The organism is Yeosuana marina (assembly GCF_011762485.1).
GTDB lineage: Bacteria > Bacteroidota > Bacteroidia > Flavobacteriales > Flavobacteriaceae > Yeosuana > Yeosuana marina.
Window position 1 is genome coordinate 293,333 of record NZ_JAAKGI010000007.1, and the last position, 22,871, is coordinate 316,203.

At 30.5% G+C, this 22,871-nt stretch carries 20 protein-coding genes and 1 rRNA gene; 15 read left to right on the forward strand and 6 right to left on the reverse strand.

The window, feature by feature from the left end; translation table 11 throughout:
• Position 1 precedes the first annotated feature (1 nt).
• The 4 genes from G5V56_RS10010 to dapF all read right to left on the reverse strand — a co-directional run bounded on the left by G5V56_RS10010 (position 2) and on the right by dapF (position 3,780).
• Positions 2-667 carry a peptidoglycan-binding protein LysM gene (locus G5V56_RS10010; protein WP_166964442.1) on the reverse strand — a complete coding sequence of 222 codons (666 nt, stop codon included), beginning with the start codon at positions 665-667 and terminating at the stop codon, positions 2-4.
• Between the two features lie 774 nt (positions 668-1,441).
• The gene (mltG, locus tag G5V56_RS10015) at positions 1,442-2,485 is read right to left on the reverse strand and encodes an endolytic transglycosylase MltG (RefSeq protein ID WP_166964444.1); all 1,044 of its coding nucleotides are present in this window, start codon (positions 2,483-2,485) and stop codon (positions 1,442-1,444) included.
• Positions 2,486-3,010 carry a GNAT family N-acetyltransferase gene (locus G5V56_RS10020; protein WP_166964446.1) on the reverse strand — a complete coding sequence of 175 codons (525 nt, stop codon included), beginning with the start codon at positions 3,008-3,010 and terminating at the stop codon, positions 2,486-2,488. It lies immediately after the preceding gene.
• Positions 3,007-3,780, reverse strand: a complete 774-nt coding sequence (gene dapF, locus G5V56_RS10025) for a diaminopimelate epimerase (protein ID WP_166964448.1) — start codon at positions 3,778-3,780, stop codon at positions 3,007-3,009. Before dapF ends, G5V56_RS10020 begins: the two co-directional genes overlap by 4 nt.
• Before the next feature lie 159 nt (positions 3,781-3,939).
• On the opposite strand from dapF, the gene G5V56_RS10030 reads away from it, so the two are divergent.
• The 10 genes from G5V56_RS10030 to G5V56_RS10075 all read left to right on the forward strand — a co-directional run bounded on the left by G5V56_RS10030 (position 3,940) and on the right by G5V56_RS10075 (position 16,135).
• A complete protein-coding gene (locus G5V56_RS10030) occupies positions 3,940-5,349 on the forward strand; it encodes a S1C family serine protease (RefSeq protein ID WP_166964450.1) in 1,410 nt (469 codons plus the stop codon).
• A gap of 301 nt (positions 5,350-5,650) precedes the next feature.
• Positions 5,651-6,286 (forward strand): tRNA (guanine-N1)-methyltransferase, encoded by a 636-nt coding sequence (locus G5V56_RS10035; protein WP_166964452.1) that lies wholly within the window; start codon positions 5,651-5,653, stop codon positions 6,284-6,286.
• A 253-nt stretch (positions 6,287-6,539) separates the two neighbouring features.
• Positions 6,540-7,100, forward strand: a complete 561-nt coding sequence (locus G5V56_RS10040) for a type 1 glutamine amidotransferase domain-containing protein (RefSeq protein WP_166964454.1) — start codon at positions 6,540-6,542, stop codon at positions 7,098-7,100.
• A 148-nt stretch (positions 7,101-7,248) separates the two neighbouring features.
• Positions 7,249-7,926, forward strand: coding sequence for a tRNA (guanosine(37)-N1)-methyltransferase TrmD (gene trmD, locus G5V56_RS10045; protein WP_166964456.1), 678 nt, complete (start codon positions 7,249-7,251; stop codon positions 7,924-7,926).
• A gap of 327 nt (positions 7,927-8,253) precedes the next feature.
• Complete coding sequence (gene rplS / locus G5V56_RS10050; protein WP_166964458.1) at positions 8,254-8,604, forward strand: 50S ribosomal protein L19; 351 nt, start codon at positions 8,254-8,256, stop codon at positions 8,602-8,604.
• Positions 8,605-9,472: 868 nt separating this feature from the next.
• Complete coding sequence (locus G5V56_RS10055; protein ID WP_166964460.1) at positions 9,473-11,683, forward strand: NADP-dependent isocitrate dehydrogenase; 2,211 nt, start codon at positions 9,473-9,475, stop codon at positions 11,681-11,683.
• 76 nt (positions 11,684-11,759) lie between these two features.
• Complete coding sequence (locus tag G5V56_RS10060) at positions 11,760-14,135, forward strand: TonB-dependent receptor (protein WP_166964462.1); 2,376 nt, start codon at positions 11,760-11,762, stop codon at positions 14,133-14,135.
• A 4-nt stretch (positions 14,136-14,139) separates the two neighbouring features.
• Positions 14,140-14,955: a DUF4249 family protein gene (locus tag G5V56_RS10065; RefSeq protein WP_166964464.1), complete on the forward strand. Its 816-nt coding sequence runs from the start codon at positions 14,140-14,142 to the stop codon at positions 14,953-14,955.
• Between the two features lie 132 nt (positions 14,956-15,087).
• Positions 15,088-15,909: an N-acetylmuramic acid 6-phosphate etherase gene (murQ, locus tag G5V56_RS10070; RefSeq protein ID WP_166964466.1), complete on the forward strand. Its 822-nt coding sequence runs from the start codon at positions 15,088-15,090 to the stop codon at positions 15,907-15,909.
• On the forward strand, positions 15,896-16,135 hold the full coding sequence (locus tag G5V56_RS10075) for a DUF6095 family protein (RefSeq protein WP_166964468.1): 240 nt from the start codon (positions 15,896-15,898) through the stop codon (positions 16,133-16,135). The genes murQ and G5V56_RS10075 overlap by 14 nt, the downstream gene beginning before the upstream one ends.
• A 2-nt stretch (positions 16,136-16,137) precedes the next feature.
• Here G5V56_RS10075 and G5V56_RS10080 read toward each other — a convergent pair whose 3' ends face one another.
• Positions 16,138-16,473, reverse strand: a complete 336-nt coding sequence (locus G5V56_RS10080; protein ID WP_240911288.1) for a hypothetical protein — start codon at positions 16,471-16,473, stop codon at positions 16,138-16,140.
• A gap of 400 nt (positions 16,474-16,873) precedes the next feature.
• On the opposite strand from G5V56_RS10080, the gene G5V56_RS10085 reads away from it, so the two are divergent.
• From G5V56_RS10085 to G5V56_RS10105, 5 genes are read left to right on the forward strand one after another with little or no spacing between them, the layout of a single operon-like run.
• Positions 16,874-17,464, forward strand: a complete 591-nt coding sequence (locus G5V56_RS10085; RefSeq protein WP_166964472.1) for a TetR/AcrR family transcriptional regulator — start codon at positions 16,874-16,876, stop codon at positions 17,462-17,464.
• Positions 17,464-18,843, forward strand: a complete 1,380-nt coding sequence (locus G5V56_RS10090) for a TolC family protein (RefSeq protein ID WP_166964474.1) — start codon at positions 17,464-17,466, stop codon at positions 18,841-18,843. Before G5V56_RS10085 ends, G5V56_RS10090 begins: the two co-directional genes overlap by 1 nt.
• A gap of 4 nt (positions 18,844-18,847) precedes the next feature.
• The gene (locus tag G5V56_RS10095) at positions 18,848-19,840 is read left to right on the forward strand and encodes an HlyD family secretion protein (protein ID WP_166964476.1); all 993 of its coding nucleotides are present in this window, start codon (positions 18,848-18,850) and stop codon (positions 19,838-19,840) included.
• Position 19,841: 1 nt separating this feature from the next.
• Positions 19,842-21,011, forward strand: a complete 1,170-nt coding sequence (locus G5V56_RS10100) for an ABC transporter permease (RefSeq protein WP_166964478.1) — start codon at positions 19,842-19,844, stop codon at positions 21,009-21,011.
• Between the two features lie 2 nt (positions 21,012-21,013).
• On the forward strand, positions 21,014-22,231 hold the full coding sequence (locus G5V56_RS10105) for an ABC transporter permease (RefSeq protein WP_166964480.1): 1,218 nt from the start codon (positions 21,014-21,016) through the stop codon (positions 22,229-22,231).
• Positions 22,232-22,796: 565 nt separating this feature from the next.
• Here the strand turns inward: G5V56_RS10105 and rrf are convergent.
• A 5S ribosomal RNA gene (gene rrf, locus G5V56_RS19250) occupies positions 22,797-22,871 on the reverse strand; the annotation flags it as partial.

The following is a 22,871-nucleotide window of genomic DNA, read 5'->3' on the forward strand; positions in this document are numbered from 1 at the left end:
CTTAAACCGATGTTGCTTTAGCCTTTTTGTTAGGCTTTAAAAAAGAGGTGTCATATCCTGCAAATTTTTTCATATAATACTGTATTGTAGTACCATATGCATCTGCAAAAGTGTCTTCACCATAGCTTCTTAAATAATGTTTTACGCTACCAGGACCCGCTAAATGGGCTGCGGCTAAAATTCCGGATTCCGTAATAATTGTGCCATTAATTTTTTTGCCTACAAACCTTTTAATATCGCGTCTTAAAATCCACTTATTACGTTCTGCATTAGCTATAAACGCTTTTTCTTGAAGTTCTGGATTATTTAAAAACTCTTCGGTATCATAAATTCCAAGCAACTTTAAAGTACCTCTTCCAAATTGATATTTACCTAAATAACCTAAACTGTTAACGGTAAAGTAGTCTCCGCGAGACTCTTTGAAAGCTAAGGCTTCTTTAAATCCTACAAACGACTTACCTAGGTATGGAGAGTACGGTTTGTTTGAGTTCAATAATGCTAAGTCACTAGTGTTAGTTCCTGCATCTTGGCTTACTGTGTAATTTAATACTAAGCCAGCTGTTGAGTATTTACTCGAGTCAATCGTTTTATTTGATGAAAACGATGTATACAATAAAATGCATATTGTAAGTACGAGGGTTAAATAACTTGCAATATTTTTTTTCATAACCTTTAAATTTCTTTGGGAGATTTAAAAAAAACATCCCTCAAAATTTGAGCGTGCAAAATTACACCTTTTTTTAATTAATTCAAAATTACTCGTTTATGTGCTATTTTTAATGGTATAACAGATGAAATACACCTCTTTTTATACTAATTTCTTGGGGAGAAAATGAAACTTTTACAATGTTTAAATTACTAAAATCGACTTCAAAATATATGATTTGTTTTAATAAAATTCAAATTTACGTTAAAACTTAAGTGGAACAACCTTTACCTCTGATTATTTGTTAACAGTTGATTGTCAATATCTTTCGCTCTAACAAGCATAGCTTTTACCCCAAAATATTTAATTATGTAAAGCCATTTTTGGTATTCTACCCTGTTTAAAGAACGTATACCGATTAGCATTCAACCAGTAATTTTCCGATTATAGCTTTCAATAACTGTTCCATAAACCTTTTTTCTATACTTTTCATGACTTTATGACTCATACTTTGCCTACTAAAAAGCGAGTTTTAAGGGTGATTCTTCTTAAAACGGTAATAACTCTTGTAAAATTCATAGTCATCTATTCTGTCCAATGCTAGGATAGCATTACATTAAACCAGTTTACAACTATTGCGAAGTGAAGATTTTGTTGTTTATTTTGAAAACAATAATATTAATCCATGTGTAATCAAAGAATCACATGAAATTAAAAATAATTAAGTTTAAATTTAGAAAAGGACAATGTGATACTTAAAAAAAGTACATCCCCATGAATATTAATCAAAAAGATCTATTTATTTATACCTTCCGAAGATAAGTATCTTTGATAGGCTCTTGCATTGACATTATGCTGTGACAATGTTTTAGCAAACTTATGATATCCTAATTTAGTGGCATCAGCAGCAAAATAGTAATACGAATGCTTTTCATAATTTAAAACCGCATCAATGGCTGATACATCTGGCATGGTTATAAGACCTGGAGGTAATCCTGCATGTTTATAGGTGTTATATGGTGAATCAATTTCTTTGTGTACATTTAGTACTCGTCTTATAACCGTATTCTTATATTTTGGTAATTGATAGGCTGCAAATTTTATAGTGGGATCTGCTTGCAAAGGCATCCCTACTTTTAACCGATTAATATACACGCCTGCAATTCTTGGTTGCTCATCGGATTGTTTAGATTCTTCATGAACTATAGATGCCAAAGTGATAACTTGTGATGGGTTAAGACCAATTGCTTCCGCCTTTTTTATTCGTTCATCATTCCAGAAATGCTTATATTCTTTAAGCATCCTATCTCTAAATTGTTCTGCAGATGTATTCCAGAAAAATTCATAGCTATTAGGAATATACATACCCAATGCAGTTGCTTTATTAAACTTGTTTTTAGTTAAAAATGACTCATCAAACATTGCCTGAACTAATGACAGACTATCAGCTTCAATTTGTGAGCTAACTCGACCCGCTAATTTTTCAATAGTTTCCTGATTATTAAATGACACTTTTATCGGTATATTTTTACTTCGGATGGAATTAATAATATCATTATTACTCATTCCTTTTTTGATAATATACCTACCGGCTTTTACATTGTTAACATACTGTTTTCTTTTTGCAAGTGCATCAAACATATCGATATCTTTCAACAAAGGTTTAAGTTGTTCTCTCACATCATCATAAGTTGAATTTGTTGGAATATATATGTAAGCACGTTCGTTATTAAATGCCGTATTAGGTTTCAGCATAGCATTATAAACAAAGTAAGCAAAGTAGGCTGCCACAACTAAACCTAAAAGCACAATGGCAAGAAGTATTTTTTTAAAGTACATTTAATTATTTAATAGTTGATACAAATATTCGTTTTTAAAACCGCCATCGCTATAGTTCCAATCTTTCTTTAATCCAATTTTAATAAATCCCTGACTTTCGAACAATTTTATACTGGCCGAATTATCTTCTGAAATATTACAATATAGTTGATGCAAAGCTAAATGCGTAAAGCTATAATCAATCAATAACTTTAATGACTCACGTCCATAACCTAGTTGTCTATCTTTTGATTCTTTTACTAAAATCCCCACACCTGCTCTACCATTTTTAAAATCAAAATCAAACAAGTCTATCATTCCTAAAGGCGCGTCATTATAGTTAGAAATAACCAACCGCAATTGCTTTACTTCAAAAATATCTTTATGTGAATGCTCTATATATTGTTTAATCAAAAATTTAGAATAAGGTGTTATCGTATTACTAATCTCCCAAATAGATTCATCGTTTTCAATCGTATGAATAAACTCTAAATCTTCTGGCTCTAAGGCACGTAAATAAATATGTTCTCCTTTTAAAGTAATCATATAACTCCTTTATAAACAAATGTTGCTGGTCCTATGAGGCATACATTATTATATGAATCACCTTCTTTAGCAAAAGACACCCGCAAATTACCTCCTTGTGTTTGTAAGGTAACTAGATTTTGATTGGTTTCTCCTAAATAACTCATAGCAAGAGCTACAGCAGTCACGCCTGTTCCACAAGATAAGGTTTCATCTTCAACGCCTCTTTCATAAGTTCTAACGGCAAATGTTGCATCAGATATTTTTTTTACAAAATTGACATTACTACCGGCTTCATTATAGGGCGCTCCATATCTTATTTGTGCTCCTTTAGTCTTTATATCAAAATCTTCAATATGCTCTTCAAACTGCACATGATGTGGGGAACCGGTATTTAAAAAAACGTGTTTTTCATGTTTTTCAATAGTAGTTACATCTTGCATTTGCAGCTTTACAATACCGTTTTCAATCTCTGCACGATGTAAACCATCAATAGCTTCAAAAGCAGCTCTGTCAGTAACAATTCCTAATTGTTTAGCAAAAGCCACTAAACAACGACCACCATTACCACACATAGTGCTCTCATTTCCATCTGCATTGTAATAGACCATTTTAAAATCTAATTTCGGATGATTTTCAAGTAAAATCAACCCATCTGCACCTATGCCAAAACGTCTGTCGCACAAGTAAGCGATGTGTTTGGTATCTTTTTTGTTAAACGATTCCTTACGATTATCAATCATCACAAAATCGTTTCCTGTTCCTTGATATTTATAAAATGTCTGTTGCATAATTAAGGGCAAATATATAAATATTAAACCGGTTTTTATGTTGTTAAATAGTCGTTAAAGTTGGCGTTAAAAATCGTTAAAAGAAAATAAGCGATTCAATAAATATTTAATTTTAATCGTTAATTAGTTTTTAAAACCAATAAATTTAAAACATATATAATGAAAAAAATTTTAACTCTAGTATTAGTTTCAGCATTAGGAGGTGTTTTAACACTAGGTGCTTACAAGTATTTTTTAGAAGGAAACAAAAATGTTGTTTTATCGACAGCTGAATCAAACCCTTCGTTTGTCCAGACGAATAATGTAAGTAACGCAAAGGTTGCTTATGAAGCTCCAGACCTGACAGTTGCCGCTGAAAACAGTATTAATACAGTAGTACACGTTAAAAATTTATCTGTTAGTGATGGCCAAATGACTATTCAAGATTTATTTATGGGAAGGCATCCACAACAAGCACAAATCGGCTCAGGCTCAGGTGTTATTATTACAGCTGATGGATACATTATTACTAATAATCATGTTATTGACAATTCACAAGAATTATCAGTTACTTTAAACAATAACAAAACGTACGAGGCTAAAATTATAGGATCAGACCCTAAAACAGATATTGCCCTTATAAAAATTGATGCTGATGAAGATTTACCATATGCTACATTTGGCGACTCGGACCAAGCAAAAATAGGTGAATGGGTATTGGCCGTTGGAAACCCTTTTAATTTAACTTCTACAGTAACAGCAGGTATTATAAGTGCTAAATCAAGAAGCTTAGACCCTTCAGGAAATCACACCCAATCGTTTATTCAAACAGATGCTGCCGTAAATCCTGGTAATTCTGGTGGCGCATTGGTAAACACTGAAGGCGAACTAATAGGTATCAATACTGCTATTACATCACAGACAGGATCTTATATAGGTTATTCTTTTGCGGTACCAAGCAATATTGCAAGAAAAGTAATTGAAGATATTATGGAGTATGGTAATGTTCAAAATGGTGTTTTAGGTGTTACCGGCGGCGCTCTTAACAGTGCTTTTGCCAAAGAAATTGGTATTGATGAAACGGAAGGCTTTTATGTTCAAAGTGTCATGGAAGATTCTGGAGCAGAAAAAGCAGGTATTAAAAACGGTGATATTATTAAAGAAATTGACGGTTTAAAAATTTCAAAATTTTCAGATTTAAGTGGGCATTTAAGTACAAAACGTCCTGATGATGTTGTAAATGTTGTACTACTGAGAGATGGAAGTTCAAAAACACTGTCCGTTGTGTTAACAAAAAACAACACCTTTACCTTGCCAATGGTTGGTCAAGTAAAAAATGCTAAAAAGGAAGATTTAAAGAAATTTAAAGTTTCTAATGGTATTAAAATTGTTCAATTAGATAGTAAATATGCTGATTATTGGATAAATAATGGTGTTAAAGAAGGCTCTATTATTACAGCTATTAACGATGAAAAAATAGAAACTGTTGATGATGCGCAAAAAATTATTAAAAACAGATCGTCTTATGATCCTTTAAGAATTGAACTTATTAATACAAATGGCGAAAAAGAACGCTATAATTTTAGATAATAACTGTAAATAATCTAAATTAATTTAACCCTCTTTGAAGAAAATCAAAGAGGGTTATTTTTTAAATAAATCTTTGGTTTAACAATGAACTAGTTTTAGTTATTAAATTGCCAAAAGCATAAAATATATTATCAAAAATTTGACGCTATATCTATTTAAAAAAATAAACATCCAAACTTTTACACCTACCGTATATATTTTAGCCGTATATAGTGAGGCTTTTTGTTAATTTTTAAACCAAATACTTAACTATATTTTTTAACTTCGTAACATTATTTTTAATACAAAAATCAAACCTACCATGAATTATATAAAAACTTTAGCAGTCTTGGTATTTTTATGCCTAAATACTTTGAGTGCTTTTTCACAAACAGACCAAGAAGAAGAACCACTTTCATTGGATAGCGGCACTATAAACAATCAATTTGAATATGTTATTCAAAAATCTAGCAGCTGGAGAGACGAAAGAGGTCAATCATATAAGGTCACCAAGAGTTTTTGGCTAAATGAGCTAAAAGCACATACTTTAGACTCGTTAAAAGCGGTTCATAAAGACTTATTAGATACGCAGACAATTGTTTCTAATCAAAAAAAAGAAATAGACGACTTAAAAACGAACCTTTCCAATACACAAATTGCTTTAGATAAAACTAATTCCGAAAAAAATAGTATGTCATTATTTGGTATACAAATGAGTAAAACGGGCTATAACGGGCTCATGTGGACCATTATAGCAGGATTATTGGGGTTATTCCTGTTATTTGTTTATAAGTTTAATAATAGTAATAAAGTTACTAAAGAGGCTAAATCAGCACTTTCCGAAATGGAAGAAGAATTTGAAGAACACAGAAAAACTGCTTTAGAGCGCGAACAAAAAGTAAGACGCCAATTGCAGGATGAAATTAACAAACAAAAAACATCTAAAAACAGCAAATAAGATTTTTTCGTAAATAATATCATAAAATCTGTAAGACCTCTTGCAGATTTTTTTTATGATCAGATTTAGTTTTAAATGTCAACAGTTAATTTATTTTTATCAAAAATGTTAATTTAACGTGTTTTTTAACGTTCATTTTTGACACCTTTAACACTTCATATTAAACTCAAGTTAAACTGTTTTTTAAAGTTATTTAAGATTTTTATTTATAGTAATTTCAAGTAAACAAATTATAAATTTAAAACTTTAAAAAATGGAAAATTTAAGGAACAAACGCGTTGCTATTCTTGCAACTAATGGCTTTGAAGAAAGTGAATTGAGAGACCCTAAAAAAGCTTTAGAAGAAGCTGGAATTCAAGTTGACATTATTTCAGAACAGGAAGGCTCCATAAAATCTTGGGCAAATAATAACTGGAGTACACCCTATACTGTAGACAAGACTTTAGACCAAGTTACTCAAGGCCACTATGATGCCTTAATGTTGCCTGGTGGTGTTTTAAATCCAGACACTCTAAGAAAGAACAAAAAAGCAATTGTTTTTATTAGATCGTTTTTTAATCAAGGTAAACCATTAGCCGCCATTTGCCATGGCCCATCATTACTAGTTGATGCTGGTGTTTTAAATGGCCATAAAGTGACCTCATACATTTCCATAAAAAAAGATTTAGAAAATGCTGGAGCCCATTGGATGGATGAAGAAGTAGTTGTTGACCAAGGACTGATTACAAGTAGAAACCCGCAAGATATTCCAGCTTTTTGTGCTAAACTAATTGAAGAAATTTATGAAAACAAGTATGCCGTTCATATGGCCTAATAACATTAATATTTTTTTCATTTGAAACGCGGATTTTTAATTCGCGTTTTTTATATTAAAAATCCATCGAAATAAACTATACACTTTTATAAATTCAATAAAAATCTCCAAAACAATTCCATTATCTTTGCAATCTATTTATAAGACCATGCGCATAGATATTATAACTGTTCTACCCGAATTACTTAAAAGCCCGTTTGAAGCTTCCATTCTAAAACGTGCTATCGAAGCTAATTTGGTAGAAGTACATTTTCATAATTTAAGAGACTATACAACTGATAATTACAAATCGGTTGACGACACACAATTTGGTGGTGGTGCAGGAATGGTTATGATGATTGAGCCCATTGACAAATGTATATCAGCTTTAAGAGCAGAACGTAATTATGACGAAGTTATTTATATGACGCCTGATGGTGAGACTTTAAAACAAGGAATTGCAAACCAAATTTCACTTAAAGAAAACATCATTATTTTATGCGGACACTACAAAGGTGTCGACCAACGTGTTCGTGATCATTTTATAACCCGTGAAATATCTATTGGCGATTATGTATTGTCTGGTGGTGAATTGGCAGCTGCCGTGCTTTGCGATGCGATTATCCGTTTAATCCCTGGTGTTTTAGGTAATGAAACCTCTGCCCTAACCGATTCTTTTCAAGACAATTTATTAGCGCCTCCTATTTACACAAAACCACGCGAGTATAAAGGTATGAAAGTACCAGAATTGTTATTTAGTGGTAACTTTCCAGAGATTGAAAAATGGCGTGAAGAACAAGCTTACCAAAGAACTAAAGATAGGCGACCCGATTTGTTGGATGAGTAAATGTTATGGATTTTCTTAATTTAACTATTTACATTTTATTATTAGTATTAGGAATAAGTCTTTATACTCTTAAATCAAAAGAGAGAAAGCACAAAAGAGATGATTATATGCTAAAATCCTTTAATATTGAAATTTACTTTGGAATTATAGTTTTAATTGTATGTGGTATTCTAGGTATTACAAAAGAATGTTACAATTTTTTTAATTAAAATTACAATTGATTAGTTGCCAATTATTAATTAATAATTATCTTTGCACCCAATTTCGGGTTAACCTCTGGCGAGAATCGTGAATGTTGTTCTGAATCAACCATTTAAATTTAAAGATATGGAATCTTTAGTGAAATTTGTACAAGACGAATTTGTAGCAAAAAAAGACTTTCCAGAGTTTGGAGCTGGAGACACAATTACTGTATACTATGAAATTAGAGAGGGCGAAAAAGTACGTACTCAGTTTTTTAGAGGTGTAGTTATACAACGAAGAGGATCAGGATCTACTGAAACTTTTACTATTAGAAAAATGTCTGGAACCGTTGGTGTAGAGCGTATCTTCCCTATCAACTTACCGGCTTTACAAAAAATTGAAGTTAACAAAAGAGGTAAAGTACGTAGAGCACGTATTTTCTACTTTAGAGATCTTACTGGTAAAAAAGCAAGAATCAAAGAACGTAGACACTAATAAAAGTTATTTCTGCTTTTTGCAGACACAAAAAAGCCTTGAAATTATTCAAGGCTTTTTTTTATGAACAATTGTTAATAACTCTAGTTTATAAAAAGTTGATATCTAACACCTTATAAAATTTGTTTTTTTAGTTTGTTACTCTATCTTAGCTAAAGAATTTAATAACAGCTCTAAGTTGTTTTCATTTCAAAAGTGAATTTGTATTAAATTCTAAATGAAGTAACGTTCTTTATACATAATTGTTTTTTGAGGTTTGGATGCGCCACGTGTAAGCGTGTGTGAGCAGAGAACCATGACACTGTAAAAAGTCCCAGACACGAAAGTAGCTGGCAACTAGTACGGTTGAAAGCTTAAAAATCAACTGAATCGAAAGTGAAAGTTGTAAATAAAGCAATATTAGGAGTTAACTCAACGTGAAAACGAAAGGAAGATAACTAATATCAAAAAAAACAATTAAACTGAGGCATTTTGGTAATAGGTCAATGCATATTGAAAATTACATCACAAAATGTTTCATTGAAATAACAAAACTTGAATTGAAAAGATTTGAATGAAAGTTTAAATTGATTTAGTAGAAATGCTAATAGATCATGTGGGTTATTTCAAAGAAAGCCATGTCAGAGTAGATTAAATTCTACAGTGATATGGCTTTTGTTTTTTTTATTGATTACTGTTATTTTCAGTAAATAATTCTTCATATCGATACTATTTATCCTTTTTTCTTAATCTAGCCATTTTTATTATACTTCATTGAGTAATAATCTTTTTTAAAAAGTCAAATTTTGTATATTCGCAAAGCAAAAAATATGAACATTTTTTGCTTATTTTCTTAACAAACAATAATTAAATAAATAGAGAGACAACAATGCCTAAAATTATTTATACAAAAACTGACGAAGCCCCTGCTTTAGCTACACATTCATTTTTACCAATAGTAAAATCATTTACTAAATCTTCTGGAATTACTATTGAAACCAAAGACATCTCTCTAACATCAAGAATTTTAGCAAATTTTCCTGAATTATTATCTGAAGACCAAAAAGTTTCTGACACACTGTCTGAATTAGGCGAACTTGTTAAAAAACCTGATACTAACATCATCAAATTACCAAATATTAGTGCTTCAATTCCTCAATTAAAAGAAGCCATTGAAGAGCTACAATCAAAAGGATACGCATTACCTGATTATCCAGACACTCCAAAAAACGATGAAGAACAAGCTATAAAAACAGCTTACGACAAAGTAAAAGGTAGTGCAGTAAACCCTGTATTACGCGAAGGGAATTCTGATAGACGTGCTCCTAAGGCTATTAAAAATTATGCTAGAAAAAATCCACATAGCATGGGTGCGTGGAGCAAAGATTCAAAAACTCATGTAGCCACAATGACCAAAGGAGACTTCGCCCACAACGAAAAATCTTTAACATTAAAAGCCGCTACTAATTTAACTATAGAACATCACGACGCCAATGGAAACAAAACCATTTTAAAAAATAATTTATCTATTATAAAAGATGAAATTATTGATGCAACCGTCATGAGTAAAAATGCATTATTGGCATTTTTAAAAGAACAGATAGCAGACGCAAAAGAAAAAAATGTGTTGTTTTCTATACATATGAAAGCAACTATGATGAAGGTTTCTGACCCTATTATTTTTGGATATGCAGTAAAAGTCTTTTTTGCTTCAGTATTTGAAAAACATGCATCAGTCTTAAAAAGTTTAAATGTAGATGCGAACAATGGATTTGGAAATTTATTATCTAAAATTCAAGAATTACCAGAAGTTAAGCGTGAGGAAATTGAAGCAGATATTGAATTAGCTCTTAAAAACAGGCCTGCTTTGGCAATGGTTAATTCAGATAAAGGCATTACCAATTTAAATATCCCCAGTGATGTAATTGTTGATGCTTCAATGCCTGCAATGATTCGTACTTCAGGACAAATGTATAATGCTCAAGGAAAACTTCAAGATACTAAGGCTGTTATTCCAGACAGTAGTTACGCAGGCATATATCAAGCAACTATAGATTTTTGTAAAGAAAATGGCGCCTTTGATCCAACAACCATGGGAACAGTGCCTAACGTTGGACTTATGGCTCAAAAAGCAGAAGAGTATGGCTCTCATGATAAAACCTTTGAAATAAAATCAGATGGGGTTGTTAAAGTTATTGATGATAACGGAAAAGTTTTACTGGAACACATTGTTGAAGCTGGAGACATTTGGAGAATGTGTCAAGTTAAAGACGCTCCTATTCAAGATTGGATAAAATTAGCAGTAAGTAGAGCAAGAGCTACTGACACACCTGCTGTTTTTTGGTTAGACAGTAAAAGAGCTCATGATAAAGAACTTATAAAAAAGGTAAACAAATATTTACCGAAACACAATACAGAAGGTCTAGATATTAAAATTTTATCTCCAATAGAAGCGACCACATATACCTGTAAAAGACTTAAAGAAGGGAAAGACACTATTTCTGTTTCAGGAAATGTATTACGTGATTATTTAACAGATTTGTTTCCAATATTAGAGGTTGGAACCAGTGCAAAAATGTTATCCATTGTTCCTTTAATGAATGGAGGTGGTTTGTTTGAAACTGGCGCTGGCGGTTCTGCTCCTAAACATGTTGACCAATTTTTAGAGGAAGGTCATTTACGCTGGGATTCCCTTGGTGAATTTTTAGCTTTGGCTGTTTCACTTGAATTTTTAGGAGAAAAGCATAATAACAAAAAGGCTCTTATCCTTGCTGACACTTTAGACCAAGCAACAGATAAGTTTTTAGATAATAAAAAATCACCGTCTCGTAATGTTGGTGAATTAGATAATAGAGGAAGCCATTTTTATTTAGCTTTATATTGGGCAGAAGCCTTGGCGGCACAAAATGATAATACTGAATTGAAAGAGAGTTTTAGTAAAGTTGCCAAGGAATTAGCTGATAATGAAAATCAAATTATTAAGGAATTAAATGAGGCTCAAGGATCACCAGTTGATATTGGAGGATACTATCTTCCAAATGAAAAACTAGTCACTGAAAGTATGAGACCTAGTAAGACATTTAATAGTATAATTTTTTAAAACTTACTAATATAATTATAAAAAAGCTCCTATGTAGGAGTTTTTTTTTAATATTTTTACAAAAAAATTGCTATTAATGAAATACATATTACCCTATTTGTTATTGGGTTTATTTTTGAGTGGTCAATTATTACATGCTCAAGAAAAATTTACTTTAAGTGGTACTGTTTCAAACGAAGAAAGTAACGAAACACTCATAGGTGTTAATATTATTATATCTGAACTAAAAACCGGAACTTCAACGAATGAATATGGTTTTTATTCTATCACACTTCCAAAAGGAACCTATGACATTATTGTTAGTTATTTAGGCTTTAACAGTCTTAAAAAAACTATCAATCTGTCTGATAATATTACACAAAACTTTCAGCTTCAAGAATCTTTAGAAAATTTAGATGAAGTCGTTATTACAGAAAATGTTGAAAAGTTAGATATATCTACACCACAAATGAGTGTAAATGCACTAACTGCCAAAACAATTAAACAATTACCTACAATTTTAGGAGAGGCTGATGTTGTTAAAGCTATAACATTGCTTCCGGGTATTTCAAATGCTGGCGAAAACTCTTCAGGATTTAATGTACGTGGTGGAGCGGCAGACCAGAATTTAATATTATTAGACGAAGCTACTATTTATAATTCATCGCATTTATTTGGCCTTTTTTCTGTTTTTAATCCGGATGCAATCAAAGACTTAAAATTATATAAAGGAGGAATTCCAGCCCGATATGGTGGTCGCGTTTCTTCGGTTTTAGATATTTACCAAAAAGAAGGAAATAGTAATGATTTTCATGTTAATGGAGGTATTGGTTTTGTAGCGAGTAGACTGCTCGTTGAAGGTCCTATAAAAAAAGAAAAAGGATCATTTCTTTTTGGTGGCAGATCATCATACGCCCATTTATTTTTGCCGCTTTTTGATGTTAATAATGTAGCATATTTCTATGATTTAAACACGAAATTGAGCTATAAACTGAATGATAACAACAATATTTATTTGTCTGGTTATTTTGGTAGAGACGTATTTAATATTAATAATAGCTTTGAAAATACCTATGGTAATACGGTGTTGAATTTTAGATGGAACCACTTATATTCTGATAAACTTTTCTCAAACCTATCGTTAATCTATTCAGATTACTATTACGGTTTAAATTTGGGTTTTGTTGAATTTAACTGGGATTCAGGTATTCAAAATTTCAATATTAAATACGATTTCAAACATTATCTTAATAATAATTTTAAATTGTTTTATGGTTTAAACAGTATTTATTACAAATTTAATCCAGGAAATATTCAACCCTCATCAGATACATCAGGCATAAACCCCTATAAACTTACAGACAAATATGCGTTTGAAAATGCTATTTATTTTGATATTGAGCAAAAAATATCTAATAAATTGCAATTATCCTATGGTTTACGCTTGAGTTCTTTTTTACGATTAGGTCAAGATGAACTCAATATATATGCGAATAACAAAGCAGTTAATTTTAATGAGGATTTACAGATTTATGAAAAAGCTGACCCTATTGGTACCGATACTTTTAAACGGAGTAATGTTATTAAGGCTTTTTATAATTTAGAGCCCAGAATTTCTTTAGCTTATCAACTAAATAGTGAATCTTCAATTAAAGCTAGCTATAATAGAATGAGTCAATATTTACATTTATTATCTAACACTAGTTCTCCAACTCCTTTGGATGTTTGGGCGCCTAGTGGAAAATACATTAAACCCCAATTACTAGATCAAATAGCTATTGGGTATTTTAAAAATTTTAATAATGATATGTATTCATTAGAGCTAGAAAGCTTTTATAAAACTATAAAAAACCGAATAGATTATATTGATGGAGCTGATTTAATTGCTAATGAAGCGATTGAGCAAGTTATATTAAATGGTAAAGCTCGTGCTTATGGTCTTGAATTGTTATTTAGAAAAAACAAAGGAAATCTAAAAGGGTGGTTATCCTATACCTTATCAAAATCTCAGCAACAAACTAAAGGTAGAACACCTAATGAAATTGGTATTAATAATGGCAATTGGTACTATACGCCTTATGATAAAACCCACGACATTTCGTTGACTGCAAATTATAAGTTGAATGATAAATGGGAACTTAACTCAAATTTCCTGTTTCAAACAGGACAACCAACTACGTATCCTGTTGGCCAATATGAATATAACGGATTAAGTATTGCTAATTTTAGTGATAGAAATTCAAGCAGGCTTCCATCCTATCATCGTCTGGACCTATCATTTAATTACACACCAAAACCAAATAAAAACAAAGGATATCAGAGTTATTGGGTATTTGGTGTTTATAATGTTTATAACAGAAAAAACGCCTCATCTATCACGTTTAGGGAAAACAGAAATACAGGTAATAATGAAGCGATACGATTATCTATTTTTGGAGCTATTCCATCTGTATCCTATAATTTTAAGTTTTAAAAAAATGAAAAGACTTATCTACATATTATTCCTTTCATTATTCATAATATCATGCGAAGATGTTATAGATGTTGCTGTTCCTTCAGAAAATCCAAGATTAGTTATTGATGCCTCTATTAATTGGTTTAAAGGAACTACGGGTAATGAACAATCCATAAAACTTAGTTTAACAGCTCCTTATTTTAATAATTCTGTTCCTTCAGCTAATGGTGCACAAATTCAAATTACAGACTCAAACAATAATGTCTTTAATTTTGTTGAAGAAGGTACTACTGGTATTTATAAAAATAATAGTTTTATTCCTGTTTTAAATGAAACTTACAACTTAACAGTCGTTTATCAAGAAGAAACTTATACAGCTTCAGAAATTCTTAAACCTGTTGCTAATATTGATTATGTAGAACAAAATTTTGACGGAGGTTTCTCTGGTAATGAAACCGAACTAAAAGCTTTTTACAAAGATCCAGAAGATGAAGAAAATTATTATTTCTTTGAATTCATAAGTAATATTCCTGTAATACCAAGTCTAGAGGTTTATAAAGATGAATTTACAAACGGTAACGAAATGTTTGGGTTTTATACCGAAGAAGATTTAACAACGGGTGATGATGTAACTATTCGCAACTATGGAGTTTCAAAACAGTTCTACAACTATATGTTTATTTTATTACAGCAAAATAGCGAAGAAGGTGGTGGCCCTTTTGAAACACAGCCTGTAACGGTTAAAGGCAACTGCATTAATCAAACAAATCCTAAAAATTTTCCTCTAGGATATTTTAGGGCATCTCAAGTAGATGAATATATATATACAGTTCAATAAACTTGCACCTCATTTTCTTAAATAATTACATTATAAATTACTACTCTTTCTTTATTTAATCTCTTATAAAAATAATGGTCAAACAAGCAATTCTAGCACATACATAATGTAAAAAAAGTGTATTTTTGAACTATGGATTTTATCAAGACAACTGAACTAGATTCTAAATATAATCATCTTGAAAAGAAGAGTATTAATGAGTTATTAGTAAGCATAAATAAAGAAGACAAAACGGTTCCTTTAGCAGTAGAAAAAGCGTTACCTCAAATTGAAAAATTAATTCAAAAAGTAGTCTATCAACTTAAGCAAGGTGGTCGATTATTTTATATCGGAGCTGGAACGAGTGGTCGTTTAGGCGTTTTAGATGCTTCAGAGTGCCCTCCAACTTTTGGTGTACCTTATGATTTAGTTATAGGAATTATTGCCGGTGGAGATAGTGCTATCAGAAAAGCTGTTGAATTTGCAGAAGATTCCATTGACTTAGGCTGGAAAGATTTAAAATCTCATGACATCAACGAAAAAGATGTTGTTATTGGCATTGCTGCTTCCGGGACTACTCCTTACGTAATAGGGGCTCTTGATTCCTGCAATAAAAACAATATCATTACAGGTTGTATTACTAATAATTATAATAGTCCATTATCCAAAACCGCTCAATTTCCTATTGAAGTTGTTGTGGGGCCAGAAGTTGTTACTGGTAGTTCTAGAATGAAAGCAGGAACAGCACAAAAATTAGTGCTAAACATGATAACAACAACTACTATGATTCAATTAGGCAGAATCAAAGGAAATAAAATGGTAGATATGCAACTTAGCAATAATAAACTTGTAAATCGAGGTACAAAAATGATTATGACTGAACTTCACATCGCAGAAGAAGAAGCCAAAAAATTATTAGATATATTTGGAAATGTACGATCAGCTATTGAAAATTACAACAATGGATACAGATAAAACAGATAAGGATGTTTTAGTAAAAGGCCTTAAAATAATGGGGCTATCATTAATTTGTATGTTTTTTGGTCCTAGCCTTTTTTATGTAGCAGGCATTAATCAAGATAAGCCTCTTTATATTCCAATTTTAATTGCCGCAGGAGTTTTATCTATTCTTGCTATTTTTCTAGCATTTAAGGGAATCAATACCATATTAGATAGTATATTTAAAAAAAATAAATCTTAAATCTAATTTAATTTAGCACGCTTTGGAGTTGTAGGATTATATCCAAAATCTGAATCAGCCATTGATATCTCTAAGCCATCTAATATATAATTTATTATAGCATAATGATGTATAGTATGACTATTGGCTTGAGACAATACCGCTGCCAAAGTATAAGACATTTCAATTTTTCCTGTACCCAAATCATCGATAACAGTAACTATCTCATCAAAATTATAATCAATATTAGTAAGTTGATTAATAATCTTATTTAAGTACTCTGCTGCTAGAATGCAACAACTTTCTACGTCCTTATTTCTATTTCTTGCTGTTAAATCAATACGCCTTTCAGAATCCATATTTAATATACAATCATAGAAATCTAATATATGTCGTATATGTGAACCTACACTTGAATAATAAGGAGATACCGAACAATCACAAAAATCATTATCTGATAGCGTTTCTAATAAAAATTTAGATTTATAAAGTGTTTTTAAGGTAGACTGAATAATTATATCCATAAAACGAAAATAACGAAATAATGTGAATATTAAAACTATGGATTACTTAGTCTAAAAAGGATGTAATTCTTACATTAAATTATCTAAAAAAATTTCAATTAAAACATAAACAAAAATAACTTCTTAAGGAAAAATTAGACAAACATCAAGCAAGTATTTTTCATCATAAAGATTCATATTTATAAATGAATGAATATTTATTCATATATTTGCATCGTGTAAAATAATAATCATTATGGCTAGAAAAATAGATCAAAATAAAATTAAAAGAATAAAAGAGGCTACTATGCTTTCTATTGTTCAACATGGTATAGAATCAACTACAATAGCAATGATAGCCAAAAATGCCGAAGTTAGTGGAGGCTACCTATATCGTATCTATGCTGGCAAACAGGAATTAATAAATGAATTATATTATGAAAAGATGGATTCTATTTATAGTGAGATTTCATTTTTACTTGCATTCAATCATACCAAAATTGAACATTTGATCAAATCATTCATACAAAATAGAATTGTATACTACATTAATGAACCCATTGCTTCACAATTTTATTATCAGTTACTTCACAACGAAAACTTTTCACTTACTGAAGAGTTAAAAACAAAAGGATTGGATGTTATTGCCAAGATTCATGAAATAGGCCGAAAATCAGGAGAAATATCAGAATCAATAAGTTTGTATCAACTATACTATCACTTATTCCTTTATTCAATTAATTATCTAAATTTTAAACGAAAAAACATTTTCGACTTGCAAGAATCTATAGACGAAGATGTTACATTCTTAACAAAAAATATAATGAAAATATTAAAAGCTCAATAATGAATACACTATTTAAAACTAATAGTTTTTTTTCGAAATATAAATTTTTAATTTTTCTAATTATTATTACAAATAACATAATTAGTGCTCAAGAAATAACATTAAAAGACGCACATATGATGATGTTAGAAAATAATGGAGATATAAAAGCTTCCAATTTTGAAGTACAAGAAAAAGAAGAAGAAAATAAAGCTGCAAAAGGGTTAAGATATCCAACTATAAACGCATCGGCTACTTATCTTAGATTAGACAACGATATTAACCTAGATTTGAATTCTACACGAAATATGGTTGGTGGTTTGTTAAGTATTCCAAATCCTGCTGCTATTTTAGGAAATTGGGATTTTACATTACAAGAAAAAAATTTAGCATTTGCAACCGTCGGAATATCCATGCCTCTATCAGCAGGAGGAAAAATTAATAACTACAATAAAGTCACTAAAATTAAAGTAGATATTGCTGAAAACCATTCTCAATTAACAAAAGATGAATTAACCGTAAAATTAATAGATTACTATTTTAAGTTAAAACTAGCCAAAGAAGTTAAAAAGGTAAGACAACAAGTTTATGAAACTGTTTTACTTCATTACAACCAGGCATTAAAGTTTTACGAAAACGGTATAATAGCAGAAGTTGAAACATTAAATGCAAAAGTGGCCCTTTCAAATGCTGAAACCGAATTAAAGGGAGCTCAAAAAGATGTTGCTCTTGCAACTACTGCTTTAAAAAATACTATAGGTATAAATGATATCTCTCAAATTTCAACAACCTTTAATAAACCAACAATTGTAAATTCTTTTGAAGATTTTAAATATGACCTACTATTGGGTAATACTAAACTTAAAACCATAGAGAAAAATAAAAATTTGGCAAAAATTGGAGTAAAACTAGAAAAAAGTAATTATTACCCAAGTATAGGTGTTTTTGGTAACTATATACCCTATACCGACAATTTGCCGTTAGCGGAAAACACAAAATGGTTTGTTGGTATTGGGGCGAAATGGGAAATCTTTAATGGTTTTCAAAGAGAACATAAAATAAAAGCTTCGCAATTAAAAATAGACCAAATTACTGCCATTGATAAACAAGCAAAATTAAATTTAACTACCTATTCTGAGAAATTATTCAATACAATGCAAAAAGAATTAGAACAGTTTGAAAGCTTAGAAACAAATGAAACCTATGCTGAAAAATTAAAATTTATGCGTACTCGTGCTTTTGAAGAAGGCACAGGAACCTCAATAGAAGTCGTTGATGCTACATTAAAATTATCAGAAATACAACTGAATAAAATAAAAGCTCTTTATGAATACAATATTGCTTACGGTGAGCTTATGGTACTTATAGGGAAAACAGAATTATTCTTAAATCAACATTAAAAAAATGAAAAATCCAAAACTCATAAAATCAGCTATAAGTATTATCCTTATTGCTATTTTGGTATTAACTGGTGTATGGTTATTAGCAAAACCAAAAGCTCTAGTGCTACAAGGTAGAATTGAAGCTAAAGAAATATATCTTTCTTCAAAAATACCAACAAGAATTAAAACATTTGAGGTTCAAGAAGGTGCCAGTGTTATAAAAGGTCAATTATTAGCTGTATTAGAAAGTCCTGAAATAATAGCGAAAGAACAGCAAGCATTGGGAGCACAACAAGCAGCTACCGCACAAAAAAATAAAGCATCAAATGGTGCAAGAATTGAAGAAATAAAAGCAGCTAAAAGTCAGTATAATAAAGCAACCGCCGCAGCTAATGTTCTGAAAAAAACCTATAGCAGAATTGATAATTTATTTAAAGACGGATTAGTATCTGAACAGCACAAAGATGAAGTCTTTGCAAAAATGAAGGCTGCAGTAAACGATCAGGAAGCTGCACTAAGTATGTTTCAAATGGCTTCAAAAGGAGCTAGAAAAGAAGATATAGCAGCTGCAGAAGCATTAGTGCAACAAGCCACTGGTGCATTAAATGAAGTTCAAGACTATAAAAATGAAACCATGATAACAGCTCCTATTGATGCTGAAGTTATAAATTTTTTGCCTGAAGAAGGCGAATTAATTCCAGCTGGTTATCCTGTTGCTCATTTGGTAGATTTAACTAATAGTTATTCTGTTATCAACATAAAAGAAACCTATTTATCTAAATTTAAAAAGGATACTGAATTTGAAGCTACCATTCCTGCCCTAGAATACAAAAAAATAAAATTTAAAGTTTATTACATAGCACCATTGGGAGAGTATGCAACTTGGAATGCTACAAAATCTACTGGGGACTTTGATATTAGAACCTTTGAAATTAAAGCTTCTCCTGTAAATAAGCAGGATGATCTTAGACCTGGAATGAGTGTATTAATAGACTATTCACAATTTAAAAAATAATATGAAACCAATGCTACGTATAGCAAAAAGAGAAGTAGCATTACTATTAAATAGTAAAACGATACTTGTTTTTGCAGTCATATTACCATTTGTTTCATTTCTGTTCTTTTCTAGTTTATTAAAAATTGGGGTGGCACGAGATTTACCATTTGCTGTAATTGATTTAGATAATTCGGCAACATCAAGAAATATTATTTCTCAATTAGATGCTACTCCTGAATTACAAATTAATCAATCATTAATTAATCAGCAAGAAGGAGAATCATTAATCCGACAAGGAGAAATTTATGGATTAGTTACTATTCCAAAAGGTTTTGAAGCAGATTTAAAAAACGGGAAACAAGTAACTATTTTAAATCAGTATAATAACAATGTTTTGCTACCTGGTGGGTTAGAGTTTAAAGCTTTCAGTAAAGTTATTGGAACAATATCAGGACAAATATTTGTTAAAAAACAACTTGCAAAAGGTGTTTCATTTCAGCAAGCAATCATAAATTATCAACCTGTTAATTTAGAAAATCATGTATTATCCAATCCTTATACCAATTATTCGTATTATCTAAATTCTGGTTTTGTAGCATACTTTCTTCAAATAATAATAATTTTAACTACCATCTATTGTTTTGGAAATGATTTAAAATATAGTAAAGGCAAACAATTATTACGAATTTCTAATGAAAAATTAAGCCCCATCCTTTTTGGTAAAATTTTACCTTATACACTATGGTTCTTTTTTGTTGGGTTAATCATGTATTACTCCATGTTTGTATGGCAAGATTTTCCTTTAAACGGAAGCAAACCTGCTTTATTAATTGGATTGATTTTATTGATTATTTCGAGTCAATTTTTCGGATTATTATTTGTGTCGTTAAGCAATAGTTTTAGAGAAGCATTAACAATTGGTTCTGGGTTTGCCGCCATTAGTTTATCTTTTTCAGGAATTACGTTTCCCATTTTTTCTATGCCTGTGATTATACAATGGATAAGTCAAATTTTTCCTTTTACACATTTTTTCAAATTGTTTATGGAACAATCTCAACAAGGATTTCCAGTGTATTACTCACTTAGAGCAATTTTAGCTCTGATACTTCTTTGTGTGTTACCAATTCTTTTTTCTTGGCATAAACTCACTAAACTCTTTCTAAAAGGTGAATTTAACCATAGAATCTAATTATGAAAAAGATCATAAAGTCATATCACAGATCAAAGATTTCATTTTGGAATTCAATTAATACAGAATGGAATGCTATTAAAAATGATAAGGCAATCATTGGAGTTTTTCTATCAATTGCTCTTTTAATTCTTGTAGCTTACACCTTTGTTTATTCAAATCAAGTTGTTGAAAAAGTACCTGTAGGTATAGTAAACCAGGATGCTTCAAAGTTAAGTCGAGATTATATTGCTATGTTAAATTCAGGTGATGGGTTGGAAGCTAACTCCAATTATAACGATTTACAAGAAGCTAAAGTTGCTCATTATGAAAATGAAATTAAAGGTGTAATTATTATTCCTCATGATTTTGAAAAAAACATAAAAAGTGGAAAACAAGTTACAATAACAACTTTTTCTGATGCCTCTAATATGCTATTCTATAAGAAGGTATTAGGAACCGTTACCACTATTAACGGTTATTTTAATGCAGGAATAATTATAAAAAAAGATATTTCAAAAGGAATGACATACAAACAAGCTGTTGAAAATTACACACCAATTAAATCTGTTAGTAATAGTTTATTTAATATATCAGGAGGATACGCTACTTATTTAATACCCATGCTAACGGCATTAATTATTCAATTAGTACTATTAATGGGAATTGGCTTAATAAACGGAACTCGTAATGAAGACCGCAGTGTGGAATCTCACTTCCCCAGATTAGCACATAAAGGAGGAACCATTCCTGTGTTATTAGGAAAAGCTGTATTATATACATTTCTTTATTTAATAATTATTCCTATTCAAATTGGAATTATTTATACACTATTTTCAATTCCAATTAGATCATCATTAATAACCGTTTATATTTTTATAATTCCCTATGTATTTTCAGTTGTCTTTTTAGGTATAGTTATCAGTTCATTTTTTAAGAGAAGAGAAGATTCCCTTCTTTTTATAGTTCTAACATCCATTCCTTCTTTAATGTTAAGTGGATTGTCATTCCCTTCAGAAGGTTTTTCAGAATTTTACCAAATTATAGCTCAATTAATACCATCAACTCACGGAATCGAAGGATTTGTAAAATTAACTCAAATGAAAGCATCATTTATCGAAATTTCGTCTGAATGGTATAAATTATGGGGATTAACTCTGCTATATTTTATTATGGCGTCCTTTTTACTAAAATTAAAAGTAAAAAAGACTGATGTAAAACTTATAAATAAAGTAAACTAAGATTCAGTTTTTTATAAAAAATGAAAAATCCTTTAGAACAATTCAAATTATTCTAACTGAATCTTTAATCAATCACCTTAACTTAGTTAGCAGCATTAAAAACCAGTAAAATTATGTGTCGCTCTCTATTTCGCAAAGCTAAACGTATTCCTAATTAAGAACAAATGGGATATCACTAGAGCATCCATGAGCAATAAGGAGTATTTAACTCTATTTACATTAATCAACATACTTACTTATTAAACCATCAATTAATTTCTTTATAAAACAAAAACGCATTCATTTTTAATACTTAAATAACTGATTGTTGTATTTTATAAAATTAAAATCGATTAATGGCAAGTTTTTAAATGATTTAAAAACCGCGCTATCCACTATATCTTTTCATGCCGGATGCTTTGAGTTTGAGTAATGCTTGTGACGTTAAGCATAAAAAGGATGTCGTTTCTATCGCTCTTACAACCATCAGCTATAGGCAAGTATTATATTTAAAGTCCGTCTATATTTATAATTAAAAAGTTTATAAAAACAAAAAACCCTTCATATTACTATGAAGGGTTTCCAAAAAAGGCAACGACCTACTCTCCCACAAATGCAGTACCATCGGCGCTAACGGGCTTAACTTCTCTGTTCGGAAAGG

Coding starts and splice junctions, on each gene's coding strand:
- G5V56_RS10075 (WP_166964468.1), top strand. CDS start 15,896: ATGGATACAGATAAAACAGATAAGGATGTTTTAGTAAAAGGCCTTAAA.
- G5V56_RS10030 (WP_166964450.1), top strand. CDS start 3,940: ATGAAAAAAATTTTAACTCTAGTATTAGTTTCAGCATTAGGAGGTGTT.
- G5V56_RS10065 (WP_166964464.1), top strand. CDS start 14,140: ATGAAAAGACTTATCTACATATTATTCCTTTCATTATTCATAATATCA.
- G5V56_RS10100 (WP_166964478.1), top strand. CDS start 19,842: ATGAAACCAATGCTACGTATAGCAAAAAGAGAAGTAGCATTACTATTA.
- mltG (WP_166964444.1), bottom strand. CDS start 2,485: ATGTACTTTAAAAAAATACTTCTTGCCATTGTGCTTTTAGGTTTAGTT.
- G5V56_RS10020 (WP_166964446.1), bottom strand. CDS start 3,010: ATGATTACTTTAAAAGGAGAACATATTTATTTACGTGCCTTAGAGCCA.
- G5V56_RS10040 (WP_166964454.1), top strand. CDS start 6,540: ATGGAAAATTTAAGGAACAAACGCGTTGCTATTCTTGCAACTAATGGC.
- G5V56_RS10060 (WP_166964462.1), top strand. CDS start 11,760: ATGAAATACATATTACCCTATTTGTTATTGGGTTTATTTTTGAGTGGT.
- trmD (WP_166964456.1), top strand. CDS start 7,249: ATGCGCATAGATATTATAACTGTTCTACCCGAATTACTTAAAAGCCCG.
- dapF (WP_166964448.1), bottom strand. CDS start 3,780: ATGCAACAGACATTTTATAAATATCAAGGAACAGGAAACGATTTTGTG.
- murQ (WP_166964466.1), top strand. CDS start 15,088: ATGGATTTTATCAAGACAACTGAACTAGATTCTAAATATAATCATCTT.
- G5V56_RS10090 (WP_166964474.1), top strand. CDS start 17,464: ATGAATACACTATTTAAAACTAATAGTTTTTTTTCGAAATATAAATTT.
- rplS (WP_166964458.1), top strand. CDS start 8,254: ATGGAATCTTTAGTGAAATTTGTACAAGACGAATTTGTAGCAAAAAAA.
- G5V56_RS10095 (WP_166964476.1), top strand. CDS start 18,848: ATGAAAAATCCAAAACTCATAAAATCAGCTATAAGTATTATCCTTATT.
- G5V56_RS10080 (WP_240911288.1), bottom strand. CDS start 16,473: ATGGATTCTGAAAGGCGTATTGATTTAACAGCAAGAAATAGAAATAAG.
- G5V56_RS10035 (WP_166964452.1), top strand. CDS start 5,651: ATGAATTATATAAAAACTTTAGCAGTCTTGGTATTTTTATGCCTAAAT.
- G5V56_RS10010 (WP_166964442.1), bottom strand. CDS start 667: ATGAAAAAAAATATTGCAAGTTATTTAACCCTCGTACTTACAATATGC.
- G5V56_RS10105 (WP_166964480.1), top strand. CDS start 21,014: ATGAAAAAGATCATAAAGTCATATCACAGATCAAAGATTTCATTTTGG.
- G5V56_RS10055 (WP_166964460.1), top strand. CDS start 9,473: ATGCCTAAAATTATTTATACAAAAACTGACGAAGCCCCTGCTTTAGCT.
- G5V56_RS10085 (WP_166964472.1), top strand. CDS start 16,874: ATGGCTAGAAAAATAGATCAAAATAAAATTAAAAGAATAAAAGAGGCT.